The sequence below is a fragment of the Mycobacterium ostraviense genome, assembly GCF_002705925.1.
GTDB lineage: Bacteria > Actinomycetota > Actinomycetes > Mycobacteriales > Mycobacteriaceae > Mycobacterium > Mycobacterium ostraviense.
The window spans coordinates 314,119-332,638 of the sequence record NZ_NKRE01000001.1; the positions used below are offsets into that span (position 1 = coordinate 314,119).

Here is an 18,520-nt window from a genome sequence, read left to right on the forward strand (position 1 = left end):
TGGTACAACCCCCGCCGCATCCAAGCTGGCCTCTGCGGGCTCTCACCCGACGAATATGAAGCTGCCTGGAAGGACAACCAGCAGCACCACCCCCAAGCGGCTACCCTCCCACTCGAGGGGGTCGGTCCCAAATAAAAAAAGTCTCCGGGAAACCGGGGGAGGTCCAAGGCCACAGTTCGTGGCTGCTGAATCCGGCGACGAGATCACAGGCGCGGGCAAACGTCTTCGACCGAGCCGCCGCGTCGATGAACGTCATCAGGATCCTCCAGCGTCGGGCTTGCCGAATCTCTCGCGATGCCCCAAGCGGTGCAACCGAATCCACTCCAGCAGGCTCTTGGGGCCCGGCGCGTCATCACGAAGAACCAGCCGAAGCGCGCCACTCCTGGAGCTTCGCGATGTTTATGTGAGTCCAGTTATATTTGATAGTCATGTGGGCGGTACCGCTGAAGGCCAAAGACAAGCTTTCCGCGCTGGTTGGCGAAGCGGATATCGCCCACGATGCCATTCAGATCAGCCGCCACGGGCCGGTCGCCGCGGTCACTATGTCCGCCAACGATCTCGAGTTCCCCGACGCGGGCCTGCGCGCGGTGCCGACTCGGTATCGCCGAGGCGCTCGTGCGAGACGACGCCGACTACGCCGACAACAGCGAGCAGATCCGCAGATGGTACGGCCTGATGTGACAGGCGGCGACGCGCCATGGTCGTGCAGCTGTCACCGAATGCGTGCGTGCGCTAGGTCGACCGCCGCACGAAAGCGCCGCTGCAGTGGTTGAAACTGTTAGCTGCACAGACCTTGGCGTAGCGTTCGACGAACTCGATGCCAAGATCAACGCGGGCATGAAGGCCTATGCGATTCCGGGCGTCGCGGTTGCTGTCTGGGCCGGCGGCCAAGAATACGTCAAGGGCTACGGGGTCACCAATGTCGACCATCCGTTGCCTGTCGACGGCGACACTGTCTTCCGAATCGGTTCCACCACAAAAACTTTCACAGGCACAGCGATGATGCGGCTGGTCGAGCAGGGCAAGGTGGACCTGGATTCACCTGTGCGCTTCTACATCCCCGACTTCGCGGTGGCCGACGAGTCGGTCAGCGCCACGGTGACCGTGCGCCAACTGCTCAACCACACTGCAGGCTGGGATGGTCGCAATGGGCAGGACTTTGGGCGCGGCGATGACGCGGTGGCGCGCTATGTCAACTCAATGACACGTTTACCGCAGCTGACTCCTCCGGGAACCGCGTTCGCATACAACAATTCAGGTCTTGTGGTGGCGGGCCGCATCATCGAGCTTGTCGCCGGAACAACCTACGAGTCTGCGATGCAGAAGCTGGTTCTTGACCCCCTGCAGCTGGCTCACACCCGCTACTTTTCCGACCAAATTATCGGTCTGAATGTGGCGGCACCACACAAGGTGCTTGACGGCAAACCCATTGTCGATACCGACTTTTGGGCATTCCCACGCAGCTGCAACCCCACCGGTGGGTTGATGTCCACAGCGCGAGATCAGCTGCGCTACGCACAGTTCCACCTCGGCGACGGCAGAGCGCCTAACGGCGAGCAGATTCTGAGCCGACAGTCGCTGGAGGCAATGCGCTCGAACCCGGGCGCGGGCGGAACACTTTTCGTCGAGCTGACCGGGATGGGCGTGACCTGGATGCTGCGGCCTTCCGCGGAGAATGTGACCATCGTTGAGCACGGCGGCACCTGGAAGGGGCAACGCTCTGGTTTCGTCATGGTGCCCGATCGCAACTTCGCCATGACCGTGCTCACCAACTCTGATGGCGGATTTCATATGATCAACGACCTTTTCGCCTGCGGCTGGGCTTTGCACAGATTCGTCGGGGTCACCAACCTGCCTGCCGCACCGCGACACCTTGGCGCCGTCGACCTGGCGCCCTACGAGGGCCGGTACATCGCCGAGCAAGTCTCCCAGGATGGCAGCCGCCAGCAAGCGGTCATCGACTTCTGGGCAAGGGACGGCCAGCTCGCTGGATGCATGGGCGCCGGCGATGCCAACCCGGATGGCCAAAATAGTGCCAGACTGGGCCTCGCCTTCTACCGGCCCGATTACGGGCTCGACCTCGGACCCGACAACAAGCCCACCGGGAGCCGATCCAACTTCGTCCGCGGACCGGACGGCAACATCGCCTGGTTTTGTAGCCACCACGGGCGCCTGTTCCGACGCCAATAGCACAGCACCGATGCCCAAGCTGCTCGCCGATGTGGCGATCGCGGTTGCTCTATTGGTGACTGTGCGGCCGATGTCGCGGTGGTGCGCGCTCAGCTGACTCGGTTTGGGCAGGTGGCCTCCAATGCCACGGTCACGGCTAAGGTGGGCTGATGCCCCGCCCCGACGACGACAGCTGGGATCTGGCGTCTAGCGTCGGCGTCACCGCGACCATTGTCGCGGCGGGGCGCGCGATGGCCACCAAGGATCCGCGCGGTTTGATCAACGATCCGTTCGCTGAACCTCTGGTCCGTGCGGTGGGGCTGGATTTCTTCACCAAGATGATGGACGGCGAACTCGACATGTCGACGATCGCGGACGTCTCACCGACCGTGGCGCAGGCGATGGTCGACGGAAACGCGGTCCGCACGAAGTACTTTGACGACTACGTCCTCAACGCCACCGACGGGGGGATTCGGCAAGTGGTGATCCTCGCGTCCGGGTTGGACGCCCGGGCCTACCGTCTGCCGTGGCCGACCGGGACGGTGGTGTACGAGATCGACCAACCACAAGTGATGGAGTTCAAGACGACGACCTTGGCCGACCTGGGCGCCGAACCCTCTGCCACTCGGCGCGCCGTGCCCATCGACTTGCGCGCAGATTGGCTGTCGGCATTGCAAGCCGCCGGGTTTGACTCGGCAGCACCGACGGCGTGGCTGGCGGAGGGGTTACTGATTTATCTAAAGCCGGAGGCCCAGGACCGGCTGTTCGACAACATCACCGCGCTCAGCGCGCCCGGGAGCATGGTAGCCACCGAATTCGTTACCAGTATCGTGGATTTCGGCGCCGACCGAGCGCGGACCATATCCAACCCGTTCCGCGATCATGGCGTCGACGTCGACTTGGCTTCGTTGGTCTACACCGGCCAACGCAACCACGTCCTCGACTACCTCGGCGCCAAGGGCTGGCAGCTCGAAGGCGTGCCGCTAGCAGAACTGTTCCGGCGCAGCGGCCTCAATGTGCCCGCTCCAGACGACGACGACACCATCTTCATTAGCGGCGGCCTGACCGACCAGCCGCGGTGATCAGCCCCTCGGTGGACTGCATGACAATCGTTTGACGTCCTCCCCGCGGCTCGACCCGGGGGATTCCAACCTGGTCATGCTGCGGTATCACTGTCTGGTTGGAGCAGTAATTCCTCACGGGTTCCTGCTGGTTCCTGCTTCGTTGACGCGGCCCGACCCCGAAGGTCGGGCGTTGTTCTCCACAGGCGGTGACCGCAAGCCCACCGGCGCATCAACGACAGCCAGCGCCGCATCCCTCTCGCCGAGGAACCGGGCGAGGTTCATCACATCGAACGCAGGCGCGCACCGTGGCCGGACTGAACCCACGTCCGCTCAAATGCGCCAGGAACGCGTTCGCCGCATGCCGCCCATCCCAGTCGCCGTCGGCTAATTAATTAGGGTGAGTAGTTTCACTCAACACGCCGTTTGTATGCGATTCTTTGACCACAGTTGTGCGAGATGGGATACGTACATCTCACGACGAAGGAACTGTCCGTGGCGGTCGACAACGACGGCACCTGGCAGTTGTGCGGAACGGCGGAGGAAAAAGTTCGGATTGGTCAACGAATTCCTGGGGATGAGGACCTCGTCCGCAAGTCGCGCCGTGCGGACGAGCTGGCTGCGGCGGGCACGATATCCGTACGTTGCGCGCGCCGAATGCGTCTGGAAGGGAGGATTGTGATGCGTAGAGACGACGATAGCTGGGATCTGGCCAGCCATGTCGGCGCGACCGCAACGCTGGTGGCCGCGGGCCGCGCGAGGGCTACCAATTCGGCCGATCGGTTGATCGAGGACCGGTTCGCCGAGCCGTTGGTCCGCGCGGTGGGTATCGAATTCCTTATCAGATGGGCCACCGGAGAGCTCTGCGCGTCCGACGTCGACGAGCCCGAAGCGGCCTGGGGTCTACAGCGAATGACCACCGAGTTGGTGGCCCGCACTCGCTACTTCGATCAATTCCTTGCGGACGCCACAGCCACCGGGATTCGGCAGGCGGTGATCCTGGCGTCCGGGCTCGACGCGCGCGGCTACCGACTGCCGTGGCCGCCGGGCATGACGGTGTATGAGATCGATCAGCCGGACGTGCTGCAGTTCAAGGCCGAAACGTTGGCACAGCTGGGTGCCGAACCGACAGCGAACCTGCGGATGGTACCGGCCGACCTGCGGCACGACTGGCCGGCCGCGCTGCTGCGTAGCGGATTCGAGCCGGCGCTACCGACCGCCTGGATCGCCGAAGGACTGTTCGGTTATCTGCCCCCGGAAGCCCAGGATCGCTTGCTGGACATCGTCACCGATCTCAGCGCGCCGGCAAGCCGGATGGCCATGGAGACGTTCGTGGGGTCGTCGGATTTGGACTCCGGGCGGGTCGAAGAGATCATTCGCAGCGCGACTCGCACCTGGCGCGACCATGGATTCCATCTAGACATCTGGTCGCTGACCTATTCCGGGGCCCGCAGCGAGGTTTCCGACTACCTCGACAACCACGGGTGGCGATCGGTGGGGACCACAGCCGCGCAGCTGCTGGCCGATCACGACCTGCCCGCGATGCCTGGCAATTACGTCGCGCCTTCCGACAAGCCCAGCTACTACATTTCAGTTCTCGCGTGATACACGCGACCTAGTGGACACCCACGATGCGGATTCTAGCGGTAACGCGCGCCCACAATGCCGGGGAGACCTTGGCCGATACCTTGGACGCACTGGCCACCTTCAGCGACGACATCTACGCGATCGACGACCGCAGCACCGACGACACCGCTGCGATTCTGGCGAACCACGCCGCCGTCACCAATGTTGTTCGCGCCCGAGCAGATCTACCGTCCACACCATGGCTGATCCCCGAGTCCACCGGGCTGGAGCTGCTCTACCGGATGGCCGATTTCTGTCGCCCGGACTGGATGGTGATGGTCGACGCTGACTGGATTTTCCAGATCGACGTCGACATCCGTGAGGTGCTTGCGCGCACACCGGACGACATAGCGGCGCTGATGTGTCCGATGGTTTCCCGCTGGGATGATCCGGAATACCCGGAGATGGTGCCGGTGATGGGCACCGCCGAGGCGCTGCGCGGGCCGTTTTGGCGTTGGTACCCGGGTCTGTATGCGGGACCCAAGTTGATGCACAATTCGCACTGGCCGGCCAACATCACCGATCACGGTCGGATAGGGCAGCTGGACGGAATCCGCTTGACGCACAACGGCTGGTCGACGCTGGAGGAACGGATCTCGCGAGTCAGGCACTACATGCGACTCGATCCGGATTTTCGGCACAACTTCGGTGTCGCCTATGATCGATCCCTGTTGTTCGGCTATGCACTCGACGAGGTCAGCCTCCTCAAAGCGGACTACCAGCGGCGGGTACGCGGCGACTTCGACCGGATTGAGCCGTATGCGCGGCTGCCGATCGAGACGGAGCCACGCGCGATTGGCCGCGGATACGGACCCCGCGCGGACGGTTTCCATCCCGGCGTCGATTTCGCCGCTGACCCCGGCAGCCCTATCTACGCCGTAATTTCCGGAACTGTTTGCTGCACAAGCGATGTCGACCACCTTTGCTCGGTGATCATCTCGAACGGCGATACCGAAATGCGCTACGTGTTTCGGCCTGGTGACGACAGACAAATCGCACTCGGTGATCGAGTAAGTGCCGGAACCCAAATCGGCAGCCTCGGTGCCGAAGACCAATCAACAGACGGTTACCTGCATTTCGAGACGCGGGTTCGGCGCGCACACGTCAATCCGCTGCGCTATCTGGGCAACATGGGGCTGCGGCCCTGGCCGCCGCCGGGGCGGCTGCGCGCGGTATCGGGCAGCTACCCGCCCGCCACACCATGCACAATCACCGCCGACGAGTAATCTTGGGCGACCTCAGCGCGGCGCGTTGGGCTGTTCGTTGGCGAGCCTCGACCCGTTCCACCAGACTGCGGCCGGCCCGGATCGTCGAGCGGACCTCCTGCAGCAGTTTGGCGGGATGCTGCAGATCCATGTCGTGCAGTCCTTCGTAGCGGTCGATGCCGAAGCCCACCGTCTCGATACCAATTCCGAACGGCACGGTCAGAGTTCGCAGCGCGTCATAGTTCTGATAGCGGACGAACGGCTGACCGGTCACCAGTAGACAACTCGATTGCTGCATATCCAGTGTCCGCGCGGTAAAGGTGAAGGTATCCGCGGAGGTGGCGCGGCGGTTGTTTGGGTCCGGCGACGGTGCCTCAATCAGCGTGATGGGCAGCCCGAGGTCATTGCTGTCCTCGCCGAAGCGACAGACGATCTGGCCCCGATGCGGGTCGCCGACCCGCTGCCGGCCATGCCCTACCACTTCGCGAGTATCCATCCCGAACGCGTCGGCCGCAGCGGCCGCCAGCAGATCGAATTCGGTACGCGCACCTGGCGCGCAGGACGCGACCGCGTCATCTTCCGACGGCAGCAGCCGCCGGGAAGCGGCGGCCAATACGATATGACCCACGCGATTCTCGGCAGCCAGGTCCCGCGCCCACCGGGCCCGAAGCATGTTCGAGTAACGTCCGGTGCCGATCACCAACATGTAGTCGAATGTTGTTTCAATTGGCCATGATTCATCTGTAAGGCCCAGCTGTCGCACCAGCGTCGTAATCGTGTCCAGTTGCCTGTCCGGCAGGTCTAGACGGGGGATCATCCACCGCGCCCCGCCATCGGCGTCTTGGCACTGCACCTGCTCCCCGCTCCGACGTGCCCTCGTCCGGCCCCGGTAATCCCATACCCCGCTGAACTCGTCCAGGAAGGCCAACCGGGCTACCAGATTGTCGTGCCGCAGGAAATCTCCGCCGAACATCGCAACCAGCTGCGCCAGCGCGTCATGCGCACTCCACGCGTCGACCTCCCCGCGCAACGACGTCAAAAACTCACCATCCAACTCACCGCCACGCATCGACACCTCAGCCGGACTGCTCATTCAAATTCCTTGCTCTCTGAACGCGCCGCAACACCCCGCCGCTTGTGGAATGCAACCTTTCAAGCCTAACCGCGGTGAACTGGGCTAAGACACGCTTTTTCCCCAGACCCGTAATCGCCGGCTCACCGCGGAGACAAGGCGCCGCTGAACCCGTCGTGCTCGTAGGCGTACTGCGGCTGATCCTTCGCCCATTGGATATAGCGGTCGATGCCTTCCCAGATACCGACTTCGGGCCTGAATCCGATGCTCTTGGCGAGATCGATGTTGGCCGGGAAACGAGCGACTTCGCCGGCGCGTGCTTCGCGATGTGTGATCTTGGCGTCGAACTTTCCGGCGATGTACTCGACAATGTCCTTCACCCGGGTGTTTTTGCCGCTCGCGAAATTGATCGCCTGTCCGCGAAGCGCGGTGTTTTGCAACACAAGGTTGTATGCATTGACGATATCGCTTACGTACAGATAGTCGCGTGTTGCCGAACCGTCGCCGAAGATCGTGAGGTTTTCGCCGTTGATGGCCTGACGGACGAGTCGCGGAATTAGCGCACCGAATCGCCCGGTCTTCTGGCGCACCCCGAAGATGTTGAACGGCCGAACAATCGTGACGTCAAGACCATAGGAGCGGTAGTAGGAGTAGCACAACCGATCGGCTGCTGCCTTGGAGGCGCCGTAGGGGCTGTTCGGTTTCAGCTCCGCTCTCTCGTCAAGAAGCTCGCCCTCCTGCAGATTGTGTCCGTCGCCGTACACTTCGCAGGTTGACACGTAGATCAATCGGTTCTTGTAGCGCCGTACCGCCTCAAGCACACGGTAGGTACCCATGACGTTGGTTTCGAGAAAGCTCTCTGGATCACCGAGAGACTGGTCGACGTTGATATTGGCGGCCAGATGAAAAACGACGTGGTGCTCGCGCACCGCGCGATGGACCGTTTCTCCATCGGTGACCGAACCTGAGATAAAGGCCGCTCGCTCGTGCGAACGAAAGTCACTCGTGTTTCGGGTCGCGCTCTTCGATGACGTATTCAGGACAGTGACCCAATGCCCGTCGGCCAGTAACGACTCGGATAGATGACTGCCCTGGAAGCCTGCGCCCCCCGTGACAAGTATTTCCATCTGGTTCGCCCCTCGCGTGTCATCCGTAAGACGTGAGCTTAATCGATGCTCGCGGCCAAGTCAGCGATCCGACTTGACTCACGAAAACTGCCTTCGAAACCCGCGGTGCCTCAGATAAGAATGCCCAGAGGGTATGTGAAGGCGTCGAAGAAGGACAAGGGCCTGATTTTGGATCAGATGATGTCAGTGACGGGCTGGTCGCAGGCCAATGCGCGGCGCCAGCTTGCGGAGGCGGCGAAACGGCCGCCGGGGACGGGCCCCAGTGTTCCTGACTGGGCTCTAACCTACCGTAACTAACCGCCCAGGCAGCCCGGCCCAAGCAGCTCCTTGAGGTCCCCCATCAATGCCGGCGAGGGCGTCACCCGCAGCGACTGATCGAGTTCTAGCGTGGTGATCCGATCCCCGCTTATGAGCCGCAAGTGCACCTGCGAGGTGCCGGGGTGGCGCGCCAGCACCTGCTTGAGCGCACTTACCTTGTCGAACGTGCACTGCCGCGTCGGCAGGCTGACCGACAGCGGCCGCCGCACCTGGGCATTGGAAAAGTCGGGCACCACAAGCTCATTGGCGATCAAGGTGGTGCGGTCGTCCCGGATCGCGACCTTGGCGTTGACCAGCACCACCGCGTCGTCGGCGATCTCGGCGCCGTAGCTGGAATAGGTGTGCGGGAAGAACATCACCTCGATTCCACCGGTGAGGTCTTCCAATTGTGCTGAGGCCCAGGGCATTCCGTTCTTGTTGACCCGACGGTTGACCGAAGCCAGAATGCCGCCGACCCGCACCTGCGCGTCGTTGGGCACATCACCGTCCAGGATCGCCGGAATTGCGGTATCGACCTGGCCCGCCAGCAGGTGGGCCACCCCGTTGAGCGGATGCCCGGACACATACAGGCCCAGCATCTCTCGTTCCAGGGCCAGCTTGTGCTTGTCCTCCCACTCGTCGTCGGGGACCTTGATGGTGAACACGGGGTCCGCGCCGCCGGTCCCGTCATCATTGCCGCCGAACAGATCGAACTGCCCCATCGCCTCGGCCTTCTTGGTGCCCAGCACCGAGTCCACCGCGTCGGTGTGGACCAGGAAGAGGCCTTTGCGAGCATGGCCCAGCGAGTCGAACGCCCCCGCTTTGATCAACGACTCGGTGACCTTCTTGTTGCACGCCGAGATGTCGATCTTGTTCAGATAGTCCGAGAAGTCGGTGAATTTGCCTTTGTCGTTGCGGGTTTCGATCAGCGAGCCGACGACATTGGCACCGACGTTGCGCACCGCGCCCAGGCCGTAGCGGATGTCCTCGTCCACCGACGCGAAGTTCAGCCCGGACTCGTTGACGTCCGGCGGCAAGACGGTGATGCCCAGCTTGCGGCAGTCGGCCAGATACACGGCGGCCTTGTCTTTGTCGTCGCCCACCGAGGTCAACAGTCCGGCCATGTACTCGGCGGGATAGTTGGCTTTGAGGTAGGCGGTCCAGTAGGAGACCAGCCCGTAGCCGGCCGCGTGTGACTTGTTGAACGCATAGTCGGCGAACGGCAGGATGGTGTCCCACAGCGCCTTGATGGCGCCAGACGAGAATCCGTTGGCCTGCATGCCTTGTGCGAAGCCTTCATACTCCTTGTCGAGCACTTCGCGCTTCTTCTTGCCCATTGCCTTGCGCAGAATATCGGCTCGGGCCAAGGAATAGCCGGCCACTTTCTGCGCGATGCGCATGATCTGCTCTTGGTAGACGATGAGGCCGTAGGTCTCGGCCAGGATCTCCTCGAGGGGTTCGGCCAGCTCCGGATGGATCGGCTTGATCGCCTGACGGCCGTTCTTGCGGTCGGCGTAGTCGTTGTGCGCGTTCTGCCCCATCGGGCCGGGCCGATACAGGGCAAGCACCGCGACGATGTCCTCGAAGCCGGTCGGCTGCATGCGGCGCAGCAGGTCGCGCATCGGCCCGCCGTCGAGCTGGAACACACCCAGGGTGTCGCCGCGGCCCAGCAGTTCATAGGTGGGCTTGTCGTCCAACGGCACCGATTCCAGGTCGAGGTCAATTCCCTTGTTGGCTTTGATGTTGTCGATCGCGTCGCCGATGATCGTCAGGTTGCGCAGACCCAGGAAGTCCATCTTCAACAGGCCGATAGCCTCACACGACGGGTAGTCCCAGCCGGTGATGATGGCCCCGTCCTGCGGCCGCTTCCACAGCGGGATGGCCTCGGTCAGCGGCTCGCTGCTCATGATGACCGCACAGGCGTGCACGCCGGCGTTGCGGATCAGGCCTTCCAGGCCGAGTGCGGTCTGGTAGATGGTGCGGACGTCCGGGTCGGTTTCGATCAGGCCGCGAACCTCGGCGGCTTCCTTGTAACGCTCGTGGGCCGGATCGGTGATGCCCGCCAGCGGAATGTCCTTGGCCATGATGGCCGGCGGCAGCGCCTTGGTGATCCGGTCGGCAATCGCGAAGCCGGGTTGGCCGTAGTGGATTCTGGCCGAGTCCTTCAGCGCCGCTTTGGTTTTGATGGTGCCGAAGGTGATGACCTGGGCCACCCGGTCGTGGCCCCACTTGTCGGCGGCGTAGCGCACCATCTCACCACGGCGGCGGTCGTCGAAGTCGATATCGATGTCGGGCATCGACGTGCGTTCCGGGTTGAGGAACCGCTCGAACAGCAGACCGTGCGGTAATGGGTCGATGTCGGTGATACCCAGGGCGTAGGCGACCAGGGAGCCGGCGGCGGAACCGCGGCCAGGTCCGACGCGGATGCCCACCGACTTCGCGTAGCCGATCAAGTCGGCGACGATCAAGAAGTAGGACGGAAAACCTTTGGCGCAGATCACATCGATCTCGTAGTCCGCGCGGGTGATGTAGGCCTCGGGCGGTCCGGCTGGGAACCGTCGGCGCAGCCCAGCGGCCACCTCGTGGCGCAGCCAGGACGCGGGGTCGTGGCCGTCGGGAACCGGGAAGACGGGCATCCGGTCACGCGGGGTCCACACGTCGGCGTAGGACTGCACGCGTTCGGCGATCAGCAGCGTGGAGTCGCAGGCGCCGGGGACCTCGTCGTCCCAGATCTGGCGCATTTCGGCGGCGGACTTGAGGTAGTAGCCGTCGCCATCGAACTTGAAGCGGTTGGGGTCCGACAGGGTCTTGCCGGTTTGGACGCACAGCAGCGCTTCGTGGTTGTGGGCCGCGTCGCGGGTCACGTAGTGGCAGTCGTTGGTGGCCAGCGGTGGAATGTTGAGGGTGCGGCCGATGTGCAGCAGTCCCTCGCGGACCCGCCGTTCGATGGTCAGCCCGTGATCCATCAGCTCGAGGAAGTAGTTGTCCGGCCCGACGATCTCGCGCCATCTGGCCGCCGCCTCCAGCGCCTCACGCTCCTGGCCGAGGCGCAGGCGGGTCTGCACCTCACCCGAGGGACAGCCGGTGGTGATGATGATGCCCTCGGCGTGCTCGGCGATGAGCTCGGCATCCATGCGCGACCACTTGCTCAGCTGGCCCTCGAAGGATGCCAGCGACGACAGCTTGAACAGGTTGCGCAGGCCGGTGGCGTTCTCGGCCATCATCGTCAAGTGGGTGTAGGAGCCGCTTCCCGAGATGTCGTCGGCCTTCTGGCTCGGGTCGCCCCAGAAGATGCGCCGCGTGTCGAAGCGTGAGGCGGGCGCGATATACGCCTCGACGCCGATGATCGGTTTGATCCCGGCCCGTGTCGCCGAGTTGTAGAACTCGCTGGCGCCGAACATGTTTCCGTGATCGGTCATGCCGATCGCCGGCATCTGCAGCCGCTCGACCTCGGCCAGCATGGGGTTGATCTTCGCGGCACCGTCTAGCATCGAGTACTCGGTGTGGTTATGCAGGTGCACGAAGGACCGCGAAGATGAACCGCTCATAGGGACGCCAGTCTATGACCGAGCACCGACGACTTTCGGGCGTGTCGCAGAGTGTGTCTTGTGGTCGCTATGCATACAGCTCGACGAACTGCTGCAGCGACTTTTCCACGTCGCCCTTGACGGCTCGGGCAGCTGCGGAACCCACCGGCCCGAACAGCGCGCGACCGCCCAGCTCGAGGCGCAAGCCGAGGCCGGATCCGTCCTTGGTCGGCGTGACCGTGAGGGTAACGCCGTACTTGGCGCCGCCCTTGCCGGAGCCGGACAGCACAACCTCGTGCGGCGGGTCCCATTTGGTCACCGTCCACGTGACCCGGTTGCGCATGCCTTTCGCCCGGGCCACACCCACGATTTCGACGCCCTCGCTCAGTTCGTCCGGCAGCTCGCTGCGCCACCCCTCGTGGATCACCAGCCAAGCGCCCAACTCCGACAGGTTGGAGACGTGTTCCCAGGTGTCGTGGGGGGTCATCGGGACATCGGCGGTCATCTCAACGGAAGCCATCGGATGAGCCTAACCGTGGCGACGATGCCGGCCGTATGGCCCGGTGGCTTGTCACAATCACCACACCTGTCTCTGCCGGGGAGGATGCCCTTTGGGTCCACAAAGTAGCGACAGCCTCAGGCGCTCGGCTATGACGCCACGGGTTGTCGCCACTAGCGGTCGTGGGGCTGCGCCCCCGGTGTGGGGGGATGGAAATCGCGTGCTGGTCCGGTTGGGTCGGTGGCTGACGACGCCGAGTGTGCGCTGACGGCGCCGAGTGTGCCGTCAGGGCGGCCGATCGTGCATATTCCCGCCCTACGGACACACTCAAAGCCGTCACCGCACACTCGATACGGCCGCATGACAGCCGACTTGGTGAGCACGTGAGACATCCCCCTAACGCCCGCCATCACAAAAGGTTTGAGCGAAGGAGCGGTATCGGCGTGCCGAAAACAGAGCCAAGGTATGCGCAGGCAGCCAAGGCTGCGCACGCGGACATCGTTGACCAGCAGCATTCGTCGTCACCATGAATTTCCGAGTGAGGGCACATCGCGCCCCCCTGCCCAGGGACTATTGAGACTGCTGAGACACAGCGAGAGCCGGCCTAGTGACCGGGTCCCCCACGCAGCCGGTTGCCGATCCTGATCGCGGGCAGCAACAGAGTACGCGGTGCGAATCTGCCGCCGGTGCTGACCAACTTGGGCACCGCGCCCGGCACCACAGTGCGTTTGCCGGCCAGCATCCCCGCAATCGCGGCCTCGGCGACCTCACGCGGCGACACCTGCGCGATGGGAATGCTGAACCGCTCGGCACTGGCGATCTCCGCCCACTCGGTAGGCACCGGCCCCGGGCACAGCGCCGTGACGGACACACCGGTTCCGTGCAACTCCTCTTGGACGGCTTCGGAGAAGGTCAGCACGAAGGCCTTGGAGGCCGAGTACACCGCCATGAACGGAATCGGCTGGAACCCCGCGATCGATGCGATGTTGAGCACCGCTCCCGCGCCGCGCTCCACCATGCCCGGCAGTGCTGCGCGGGTGAGTTCCATGAGGGCCAGCGCGTTGAGTGTGACCTGCTCACTTTCGCGTTCCGGGGACAGCTCGTAGAAACGGCCGCTGGTGCCGAAGCCCGCGCTATTGCACAAACCGGCGATCTCGTCGGTACCCAGGCGATCGGCCAGCTGCGCTCTGGCTTGCGCATCGGCCAGATCGAGCGGCAAAACCTCGACTCCTACCGAGAATTCCCCGCGCAGTTGATCGGCGAGCTCCTCGAGGCGCTCCCGGCGCCGCGCCACCAGCATCAGCGGAAAGCCGCGGCGGGCCAGACCGCGAGCCAGTTCGACTCCGATGCCGGAAGAAGCACCGGTGATGACGACGGTGGCCTGCTTGTTCGGTTTGGGAAGACTCATGATGTCACCAATGTATCCCTCGGGTCGCCTGGACGAACGTTTCGCTTCTCTTGTCGAGGTCTGATGTGTCCGTTGGAGTTTCGCCTCCCTTGGCCGCGGCGGAATCCCGGAACATGCTGAACGCCCGGTTGCGTACCCGGTCCATGACGGCCGGGTTGACGGCGTCGGCCACAGCCGCGAACTGCCCGAATGGCGAGCTTGCCCGTCGCGGCCGGTGCACGATCGCGTCGGTGATCACACCGGCCGCCTGATCCGGGGTCAACGTGGGGAATTTGTCGTAGATCGTGGTGGGGCTGATCATCGGCGTCCGCACCAGTGCCATATGCACGGTGGTGAACCGGACGTTGTCGCCTACCGTCTCGGCTTGCAGCGCGTCGCACAGGCTGTCCAACGCGGCCTTGCTGGCGATGTAGGCGCCGAAGCGCGGTGCCCGAGTCTGCACCCCGACCGAGGAGACGTTGATGATCTGCCCGAACTTGCGTTCGCGCATGCCGGGAATGAACTTGAGGATGAGTTGGACGGCACCCAGATAGTTCAGTTGCATGGTCCGCTGGTAGTCGTGAATCCGGTCATAGGACAGCTCCAGCGAGCGCCGAATTGACCTCCCCGCGTTGTTGATCAGGATGTCGACCCGTCCCAGATCGGCGAGCACCTGGTCGGCCATCGTGGCGATGGCGTCCATGTCGGACAGATCGCACGGGTACACGTGCGCCACCCCGCCATTGCCGCGGATATCGTCGGCGACCTTTTCCAGGTTCTCCCGGGTTCGCGCGACCAGCACCACCTCGCCCCCGGCTTCGGCGATCTTCTTCGCGGCCGCCTCGCCGATGCCCGACGACCCGCCGGTGATCAGGACGATCTTGCCCTCAACCGCGTCGCGCAGTGTCCGGCCCTGCACCGCGTCGAGCAGATTCCTCAGATAGAAGGGCCGATATCGCCCGGCGGAGTTCGGCGTGTTGACGATGTTGGACACCGTCGCGAACGGCTTCTCAACGAGGTTCGCTAAGTCACCAAGATTCATCGGTTGTCGCTCCTGATGGCGGTGTGGTGGATGAGGCACTGGTCATGAAGCAAACCTAGGGCATCGGTCAATGACCGGGACCAACCTGTCGGCATGCGAGTCCGCCATGCGTCTGGCCGCACCGCTCGGGCCGCGTCGACGTTCGACAGCAATCGACTTGTTACAGCTGATAATCCGAGCGTGATCGGTCCCTAACGGCCAGGCAACGCCGACATGTTCCCCTGACCGGATGGGACTACTGTCACGTTTCCGCAAGCGCACACCGATCACCATCTACGACCAGATCGGCGGATACCAGGCGATCGAGGTCGTCATCGAGGATTTCTACGCTCGGGTGCTCGCCGACGACCAACTCGCCGGCTTCTTCACCGGAACGAATATGAGCCGTCTCAAAGGCAAACAGACGGAATTCTTTGCCGCGGCTCTGGGCGGGCCGGAGCCATATACCGGTGTGCCGATGAAGCAGGTGCATCAGGGCCGTGGCATCACCATGCACCACTTCACCCTGGTGGCCGGGCATTTGGGCGACGCGTTGGCCGCGGCCGGAGTCCCCGCCGAGACGATCACCGAAATCCTGAAAACGATCTCGCCGCTGGCCGCCGACGTCGCGTCGGACGACAGCACTACCGTCAGCGTCTGAGCCGGCCCGAAACGGTTGTCAACCCACCGATGACGGGTCAGCGCTGCGCCACCGCCGCGAGTCGTCGCCGCAGGTATGTGACGACACCGGCGTCGGTGCTCAGGTCAATGGCCGCGCGGTAGGCCTTGGCCGCCGCTGCGGGACGACCGGCCGTGACCAGCAGATGGGCTCGCGCGGCCCAGGCCCAGCACCTCGGACTTGTCGGGCAGCAGTTCGGCCAGCAGCAATGCCAGATGCAGAGCCTCGGCGGACAGGCATTCAATCGGTTCACCGCATGGTTCCATCTGCCAGTCGATGGCAACCACGCCGTATACCGCCTCCAGAACCGCGGGCAGCCGCTCGTCGAGGTCGGCGCGGGCCGGCACCACGAAGGGAATGCGCGCGTCGCGAATCCGGCGCTTGGCGCGGACCAGTCGCTGCGCCATGGTTGCGGCCGGAAGCGAGAACGCCCGGGCGATTGCGGCCGCGTCGATGCCGAGGACGGTCTGCAGCATCAGGGTGCGCGGCAGTTGGCGGCGATCGCCGGATGCGCGCACACCAACATCAGCTCAAGGCGGCGATCCGGGATCGCCTCCAGGTCATCGATGGATTCGGCCGCGGCAGAAGCAGTTTCGTCGAGCGCACCGGTCAACCGGTAACCGTGCGATTTCCACCGGTCGCGCAGCCGGTTGCGGGCCACGGTGAGGACCCAACCGTCCGGGTTGGCCGGTATGCCGTCGGCCGGCCACCAGATGAGCGCGCGCTCCAGGGCGTCCTCGGCCGCGGCGATATCGCCGGTTGGCGCGGCCAGCAGCTCAAACAACCGGCCGTAGGACTCGCGAACCAGCCCGGTGACTTGAGCCGGCACCTCACTCAGGCTGGTACCAGCCCTTACCGCGAGTGTAAGTGACTGCGACGGGCCGGATTTCGACCGATCCCCACTCGGTTGCTGGGCATCGTCGCGCCCACGCCAGGGCCGCATCGAGGTCGGGCACCTCGATGACGAACACCCCACCGAGCCGTTCTTTGGTGTCGGCGACGGTCCGTCCTGAATCTGCGGGACACCGTTGCGCGCGGTGAAGGTGGTGGACGCGTCGGCGGGCTGCAGCACCTGGGTTGCGATCAGCACGCCCGCGGCGTCGAGGTCGTCGGCATACTTGGCAAACGCCGCCCGCGCGGGGGCCATGTCTTCCTCGCTCAGCCCGATCTCGCCGCCCTCCTGATAGTGCATGAGTAGGCATTACTGCATGACGGTGTTCCTTTCCGACTCGATGGTGTCACCGGTATGACGATTGACGCGCATCAGATCGACACGCGCACGAACCGGGCCGGTTCACCCCTCGGCTCGTAATACATCCAGCGCGTGCTGAAGATCCGGCGGGTAGGGGCTGACGATCTCGATCCGGCGGCCATCGGCCGGATGAGCGAAGGCCAGCGACCGGGCGTGCAGCCATTGCCGTTCCAGGCCAAGTCTTTTCGCCAGCTTTGGATCCGCACCGTAGACCAGGTCGCCACAGCACGGATGGCGCAACGCGGCGAAATGCACCCGTATCTGGTGAGTGCGTCCGGTCTCCAGCTCGACGTCGAGCAGGCTGGCACCGACGAAAGCCTCGATGGTGTCGTAGTGGGTCACGCTGTGGCGGCCATTCGTGGTGACCGCGAACTTCCATTCGGGGCCGGGGTGGCGGCCGATCGGCGCGTCGATCGTCCCGCTGGACGGATCGGGGTGTCCCTGCACCAGCGCGTGATACCGCTTCTCGACGGTGCGGTGCTTGAATGCCCGCTTCAGCACGGTGTACGCCCGTTCCGACAGTGCCACCACCATCACCCCGGAGGTGCCGACGTCGAGGCGATGCACGATGCCCTGCCGCTCGTGCACACCGGATGTGGTGATGCGGTAACCCGCCGCAGCGAGACCGCCGAGCACCGTAGGGCCGGTCCAGCCCACCGATGCGTGTGCGGCGACAGCCGCCGGTTTGTCGACGGCGACGATGTCGTCGTCGGAATACAGAATCGTCATGCCTTCGATGTCGACGGGTGTGTTTTCCGGCGGTGGTGGCGCCTCAGGCAGCCGAACCTGCAGCCATGCGCCCGACGTCAGGCGGTCGGACTTGCCCGCCGGCACGCCGTCCAGGTGCACGCCGCCGCCCTCGGCGATGGCCGCCACGGCGCTGCGGGAAAGTCCGAGCAGACGCGCCAGCCCGGCATCGACGCGCAGGCCCGCCAATCCCTCCGGGACGGGCATCGAGCGGTCGGTCATCAGTGCTGATCGGCCTTGTGCCGGCCGGTGTCCCCGTCGGCCTTGCGCCGACTCGGCGTGGCCCGGTCGGGTCTGCGCCGGCCTACCGAGTCGAAATCGAAGCCCAGGATCGACAGGACCACCAGCAGGATCGCGCCACCGACCACCGACGGGTCGGCGACATTGAACACCGGCCACCAGCCGACCGACAAGAAGTCGACGACATGTCCCCGAAGCGGCCCGGGTGCCCGGAAGAAGCGATCAACCAGATTTCCCATCGCGCCGCCCAGAATCATCCCCAGCCCCAGCGCCCACCAGGGTGACACCAGCCGTCGTCCCATCCAGAAGATGCCGACGACGACGCCCGTCGCGATCAGCGTCAGCACCCAGGTGTAGCCGGTCGCCATGGAGAATGCGGCACCGGAATTGCGCACCAACGTCCACGTCACCGTGTCGCCGATAATCGGAACCGGCTGGCCCGGCGGCAGCAGCTTGACGGCCAGCACCTTGGTGACGATGTCGAGTGCCAGCACGATCGCCGCAACCGACAGCAGCAGGCGCAGCCGCCTGGGAGGCGGCGGCGCGGAAGCCTCAGGTTCCCCGGTATCCCCCGCCGTGGTAGGCGGATCGGCGTCAGGCACGAACACCAT

General features: G+C 64.3%; 16 protein-coding genes and 2 pseudogenes. 6 read left to right on the forward strand and 12 right to left on the reverse strand.

All coding sequences use genetic code 11. The features are described 5' to 3' along the window. Nucleotides 1-169: 169 nt before the first annotated feature. Nucleotides 170-256 (reverse strand): annotated as a pseudogene (locus CDN38_RS01300) (ABC transporter permease); the annotation flags it as partial. Between the two features lie 172 nt (nucleotides 257-428). Between CDN38_RS01300 and CDN38_RS30235 the strand changes: the two are divergent. The 5 genes and pseudogenes from CDN38_RS30235 to CDN38_RS01335 all read left to right on the forward strand — a co-directional run bounded on the left by CDN38_RS30235 (nucleotide 429) and on the right by CDN38_RS01335 (nucleotide 6,082). After that, a pseudogene (locus CDN38_RS30235) lies at nucleotides 429-681 on the forward strand (type II toxin-antitoxin system prevent-host-death family antitoxin). 42 nt (nucleotides 682-723) lie between these two features. Further along, entirely contained in the window at nucleotides 724-2,190 is a 1,467-nt protein-coding gene (locus CDN38_RS01315) for a serine hydrolase domain-containing protein (RefSeq protein ID WP_075509681.1), read from the forward strand. Between the two features lie 149 nt (nucleotides 2,191-2,339). After that, nucleotides 2,340-3,251 (forward strand): class I SAM-dependent methyltransferase, encoded by a 912-nt coding sequence (locus CDN38_RS01320; protein ID WP_075509682.1) that lies wholly within the window; start codon nucleotides 2,340-2,342, stop codon nucleotides 3,249-3,251. 657 nt (nucleotides 3,252-3,908) lie between these two features. Next, nucleotides 3,909-4,835, forward strand: a complete 927-nt coding sequence (locus CDN38_RS01330; protein WP_075509729.1) for a class I SAM-dependent methyltransferase — start codon at nucleotides 3,909-3,911, stop codon at nucleotides 4,833-4,835. Nucleotides 4,836-4,861: 26 nt separating this feature from the next. After that, the gene (locus tag CDN38_RS01335) at nucleotides 4,862-6,082 is read left to right on the forward strand and encodes a peptidoglycan DD-metalloendopeptidase family protein (protein WP_075509683.1); all 1,221 of its coding nucleotides are present in this window, start codon (nucleotides 4,862-4,864) and stop codon (nucleotides 6,080-6,082) included. On the opposite strand, the gene CDN38_RS01340 is transcribed toward CDN38_RS01335, so the two are convergent. The 6 genes from CDN38_RS01340 to CDN38_RS01370 all read right to left on the reverse strand — a co-directional run bounded on the left by CDN38_RS01340 (nucleotide 6,066) and on the right by CDN38_RS01370 (nucleotide 15,012). After that, the gene (locus CDN38_RS01340) at nucleotides 6,066-7,154 is read right to left on the reverse strand and encodes a hypothetical protein (protein ID WP_075509684.1); all 1,089 of its coding nucleotides are present in this window, start codon (nucleotides 7,152-7,154) and stop codon (nucleotides 6,066-6,068) included. The two genes, CDN38_RS01335 and CDN38_RS01340, sit on opposite strands and share 17 nt — an antisense overlap. 122 nt (nucleotides 7,155-7,276) lie before the next feature. Then, nucleotides 7,277-8,260 (reverse strand): NAD-dependent epimerase/dehydratase family protein, encoded by a 984-nt coding sequence (locus CDN38_RS01345; protein ID WP_075509685.1) that lies wholly within the window; start codon nucleotides 8,258-8,260, stop codon nucleotides 7,277-7,279. A gap of 293 nt (nucleotides 8,261-8,553) precedes the next feature. Continuing rightward, on the reverse strand, nucleotides 8,554-12,105 hold the full coding sequence (dnaE, locus tag CDN38_RS01355; RefSeq protein ID WP_075509686.1) for a DNA polymerase III subunit alpha: 3,552 nt from the start codon (nucleotides 12,103-12,105) through the stop codon (nucleotides 8,554-8,556). A gap of 67 nt (nucleotides 12,106-12,172) precedes the next feature. Beyond that, entirely contained in the window at nucleotides 12,173-12,604 is a 432-nt protein-coding gene (locus CDN38_RS01360) for a type II toxin-antitoxin system Rv0910 family toxin (RefSeq protein WP_075509687.1), read from the reverse strand. 583 nt (nucleotides 12,605-13,187) lie between these two features. Next, nucleotides 13,188-13,991 (reverse strand): SDR family NAD(P)-dependent oxidoreductase, encoded by an 804-nt coding sequence (locus CDN38_RS01365; protein ID WP_075509688.1) that lies wholly within the window; start codon nucleotides 13,989-13,991, stop codon nucleotides 13,188-13,190. 4 nt (nucleotides 13,992-13,995) lie between these two features. Next, the gene (locus tag CDN38_RS01370) at nucleotides 13,996-15,012 is read right to left on the reverse strand and encodes an SDR family NAD(P)-dependent oxidoreductase (RefSeq protein ID WP_075509689.1); all 1,017 of its coding nucleotides are present in this window, start codon (nucleotides 15,010-15,012) and stop codon (nucleotides 13,996-13,998) included. A gap of 229 nt (nucleotides 15,013-15,241) precedes the next feature. On the opposite strand from CDN38_RS01370, the gene CDN38_RS01375 reads away from it, so the two are divergent. Then, on the forward strand, nucleotides 15,242-15,652 hold the full coding sequence (locus CDN38_RS01375) for a group I truncated hemoglobin (protein ID WP_075509690.1): 411 nt from the start codon (nucleotides 15,242-15,244) through the stop codon (nucleotides 15,650-15,652). Between the two features lie 104 nt (nucleotides 15,653-15,756). On the opposite strand, the gene CDN38_RS32085 is transcribed toward CDN38_RS01375, so the two are convergent. The 5 genes from CDN38_RS32085 to lspA form a co-directional block, all read right to left on the reverse strand. Next, on the reverse strand, nucleotides 15,757-16,188 hold the full coding sequence (locus CDN38_RS32085; RefSeq protein WP_180276272.1) for a hypothetical protein: 432 nt from the start codon (nucleotides 16,186-16,188) through the stop codon (nucleotides 15,757-15,759). Further along, nucleotides 16,146-16,499 (reverse strand): RNA polymerase sigma factor, encoded by a 354-nt coding sequence (locus CDN38_RS32090; protein ID WP_180276273.1) that lies wholly within the window; start codon nucleotides 16,497-16,499, stop codon nucleotides 16,146-16,148. The genes CDN38_RS32085 and CDN38_RS32090 overlap by 43 nt, the downstream gene beginning before the upstream one ends. A gap of 1 nt (nucleotide 16,500) precedes the next feature. Further along, entirely contained in the window at nucleotides 16,501-16,872 is a 372-nt protein-coding gene (locus tag CDN38_RS01385) for a YciI family protein (protein WP_233027077.1), read from the reverse strand. Between the two features lie 92 nt (nucleotides 16,873-16,964). Continuing rightward, nucleotides 16,965-17,891: an RluA family pseudouridine synthase gene (locus CDN38_RS01390; RefSeq protein ID WP_075509693.1), complete on the reverse strand. Its 927-nt coding sequence runs from the start codon at nucleotides 17,889-17,891 to the stop codon at nucleotides 16,965-16,967. After that, the gene (lspA, locus tag CDN38_RS01395; RefSeq protein ID WP_233027078.1) at nucleotides 17,891-18,511 is read right to left on the reverse strand and encodes a signal peptidase II; all 621 of its coding nucleotides are present in this window, start codon (nucleotides 18,509-18,511) and stop codon (nucleotides 17,891-17,893) included. Before lspA ends, CDN38_RS01390 begins: the two co-directional genes overlap by 1 nt. Nucleotides 18,512-18,520 lie beyond the last annotated feature (9 nt).

What these genes read in the sequence shown, in the direction of transcription:
- CDN38_RS01345 (WP_075509685.1), bottom strand. Translation starts at nt 8,260, where the DNA reads ATGGAAATACTTGTCACGGGGGGCGCAGGCTTCCAGGGCAGTCATCTA.
- CDN38_RS01370 (WP_075509689.1), bottom strand. Translation starts at nt 15,012, where the DNA reads ATGAATCTTGGTGACTTAGCGAACCTCGTTGAGAAGCCGTTCGCGACG.
- CDN38_RS01320 (WP_075509682.1), top strand. Translation starts at nt 2,340, where the DNA reads ATGCCCCGCCCCGACGACGACAGCTGGGATCTGGCGTCTAGCGTCGGC.
- dnaE (WP_075509686.1), bottom strand. Translation starts at nt 12,105, where the DNA reads ATGAGCGGTTCATCTTCGCGGTCCTTCGTGCACCTGCATAACCACACC.
- CDN38_RS01360 (WP_075509687.1), bottom strand. Translation starts at nt 12,604, where the DNA reads ATGGCTTCCGTTGAGATGACCGCCGATGTCCCGATGACCCCCCACGAC.
- CDN38_RS01385 (WP_233027077.1), bottom strand. Translation starts at nt 16,872, where the DNA reads ATGCCTACTCATGCACTATCAGGAGGGCGGCGAGATCGGGCTGAGCGA.
- CDN38_RS01365 (WP_075509688.1), bottom strand. Translation starts at nt 13,991, where the DNA reads ATGAGTCTTCCCAAACCGAACAAGCAGGCCACCGTCGTCATCACCGGT.
- CDN38_RS01340 (WP_075509684.1), bottom strand. Translation starts at nt 7,154, where the DNA reads ATGAGCAGTCCGGCTGAGGTGTCGATGCGTGGCGGTGAGTTGGATGGT.
- CDN38_RS01390 (WP_075509693.1), bottom strand. Translation starts at nt 17,891, where the DNA reads ATGACCGACCGCTCGATGCCCGTCCCGGAGGGATTGGCGGGCCTGCGC.
- CDN38_RS01335 (WP_075509683.1), top strand. Translation starts at nt 4,862, where the DNA reads ATGCGGATTCTAGCGGTAACGCGCGCCCACAATGCCGGGGAGACCTTG.
- CDN38_RS01375 (WP_075509690.1), top strand. Translation starts at nt 15,242, where the DNA reads ATGGGACTACTGTCACGTTTCCGCAAGCGCACACCGATCACCATCTAC.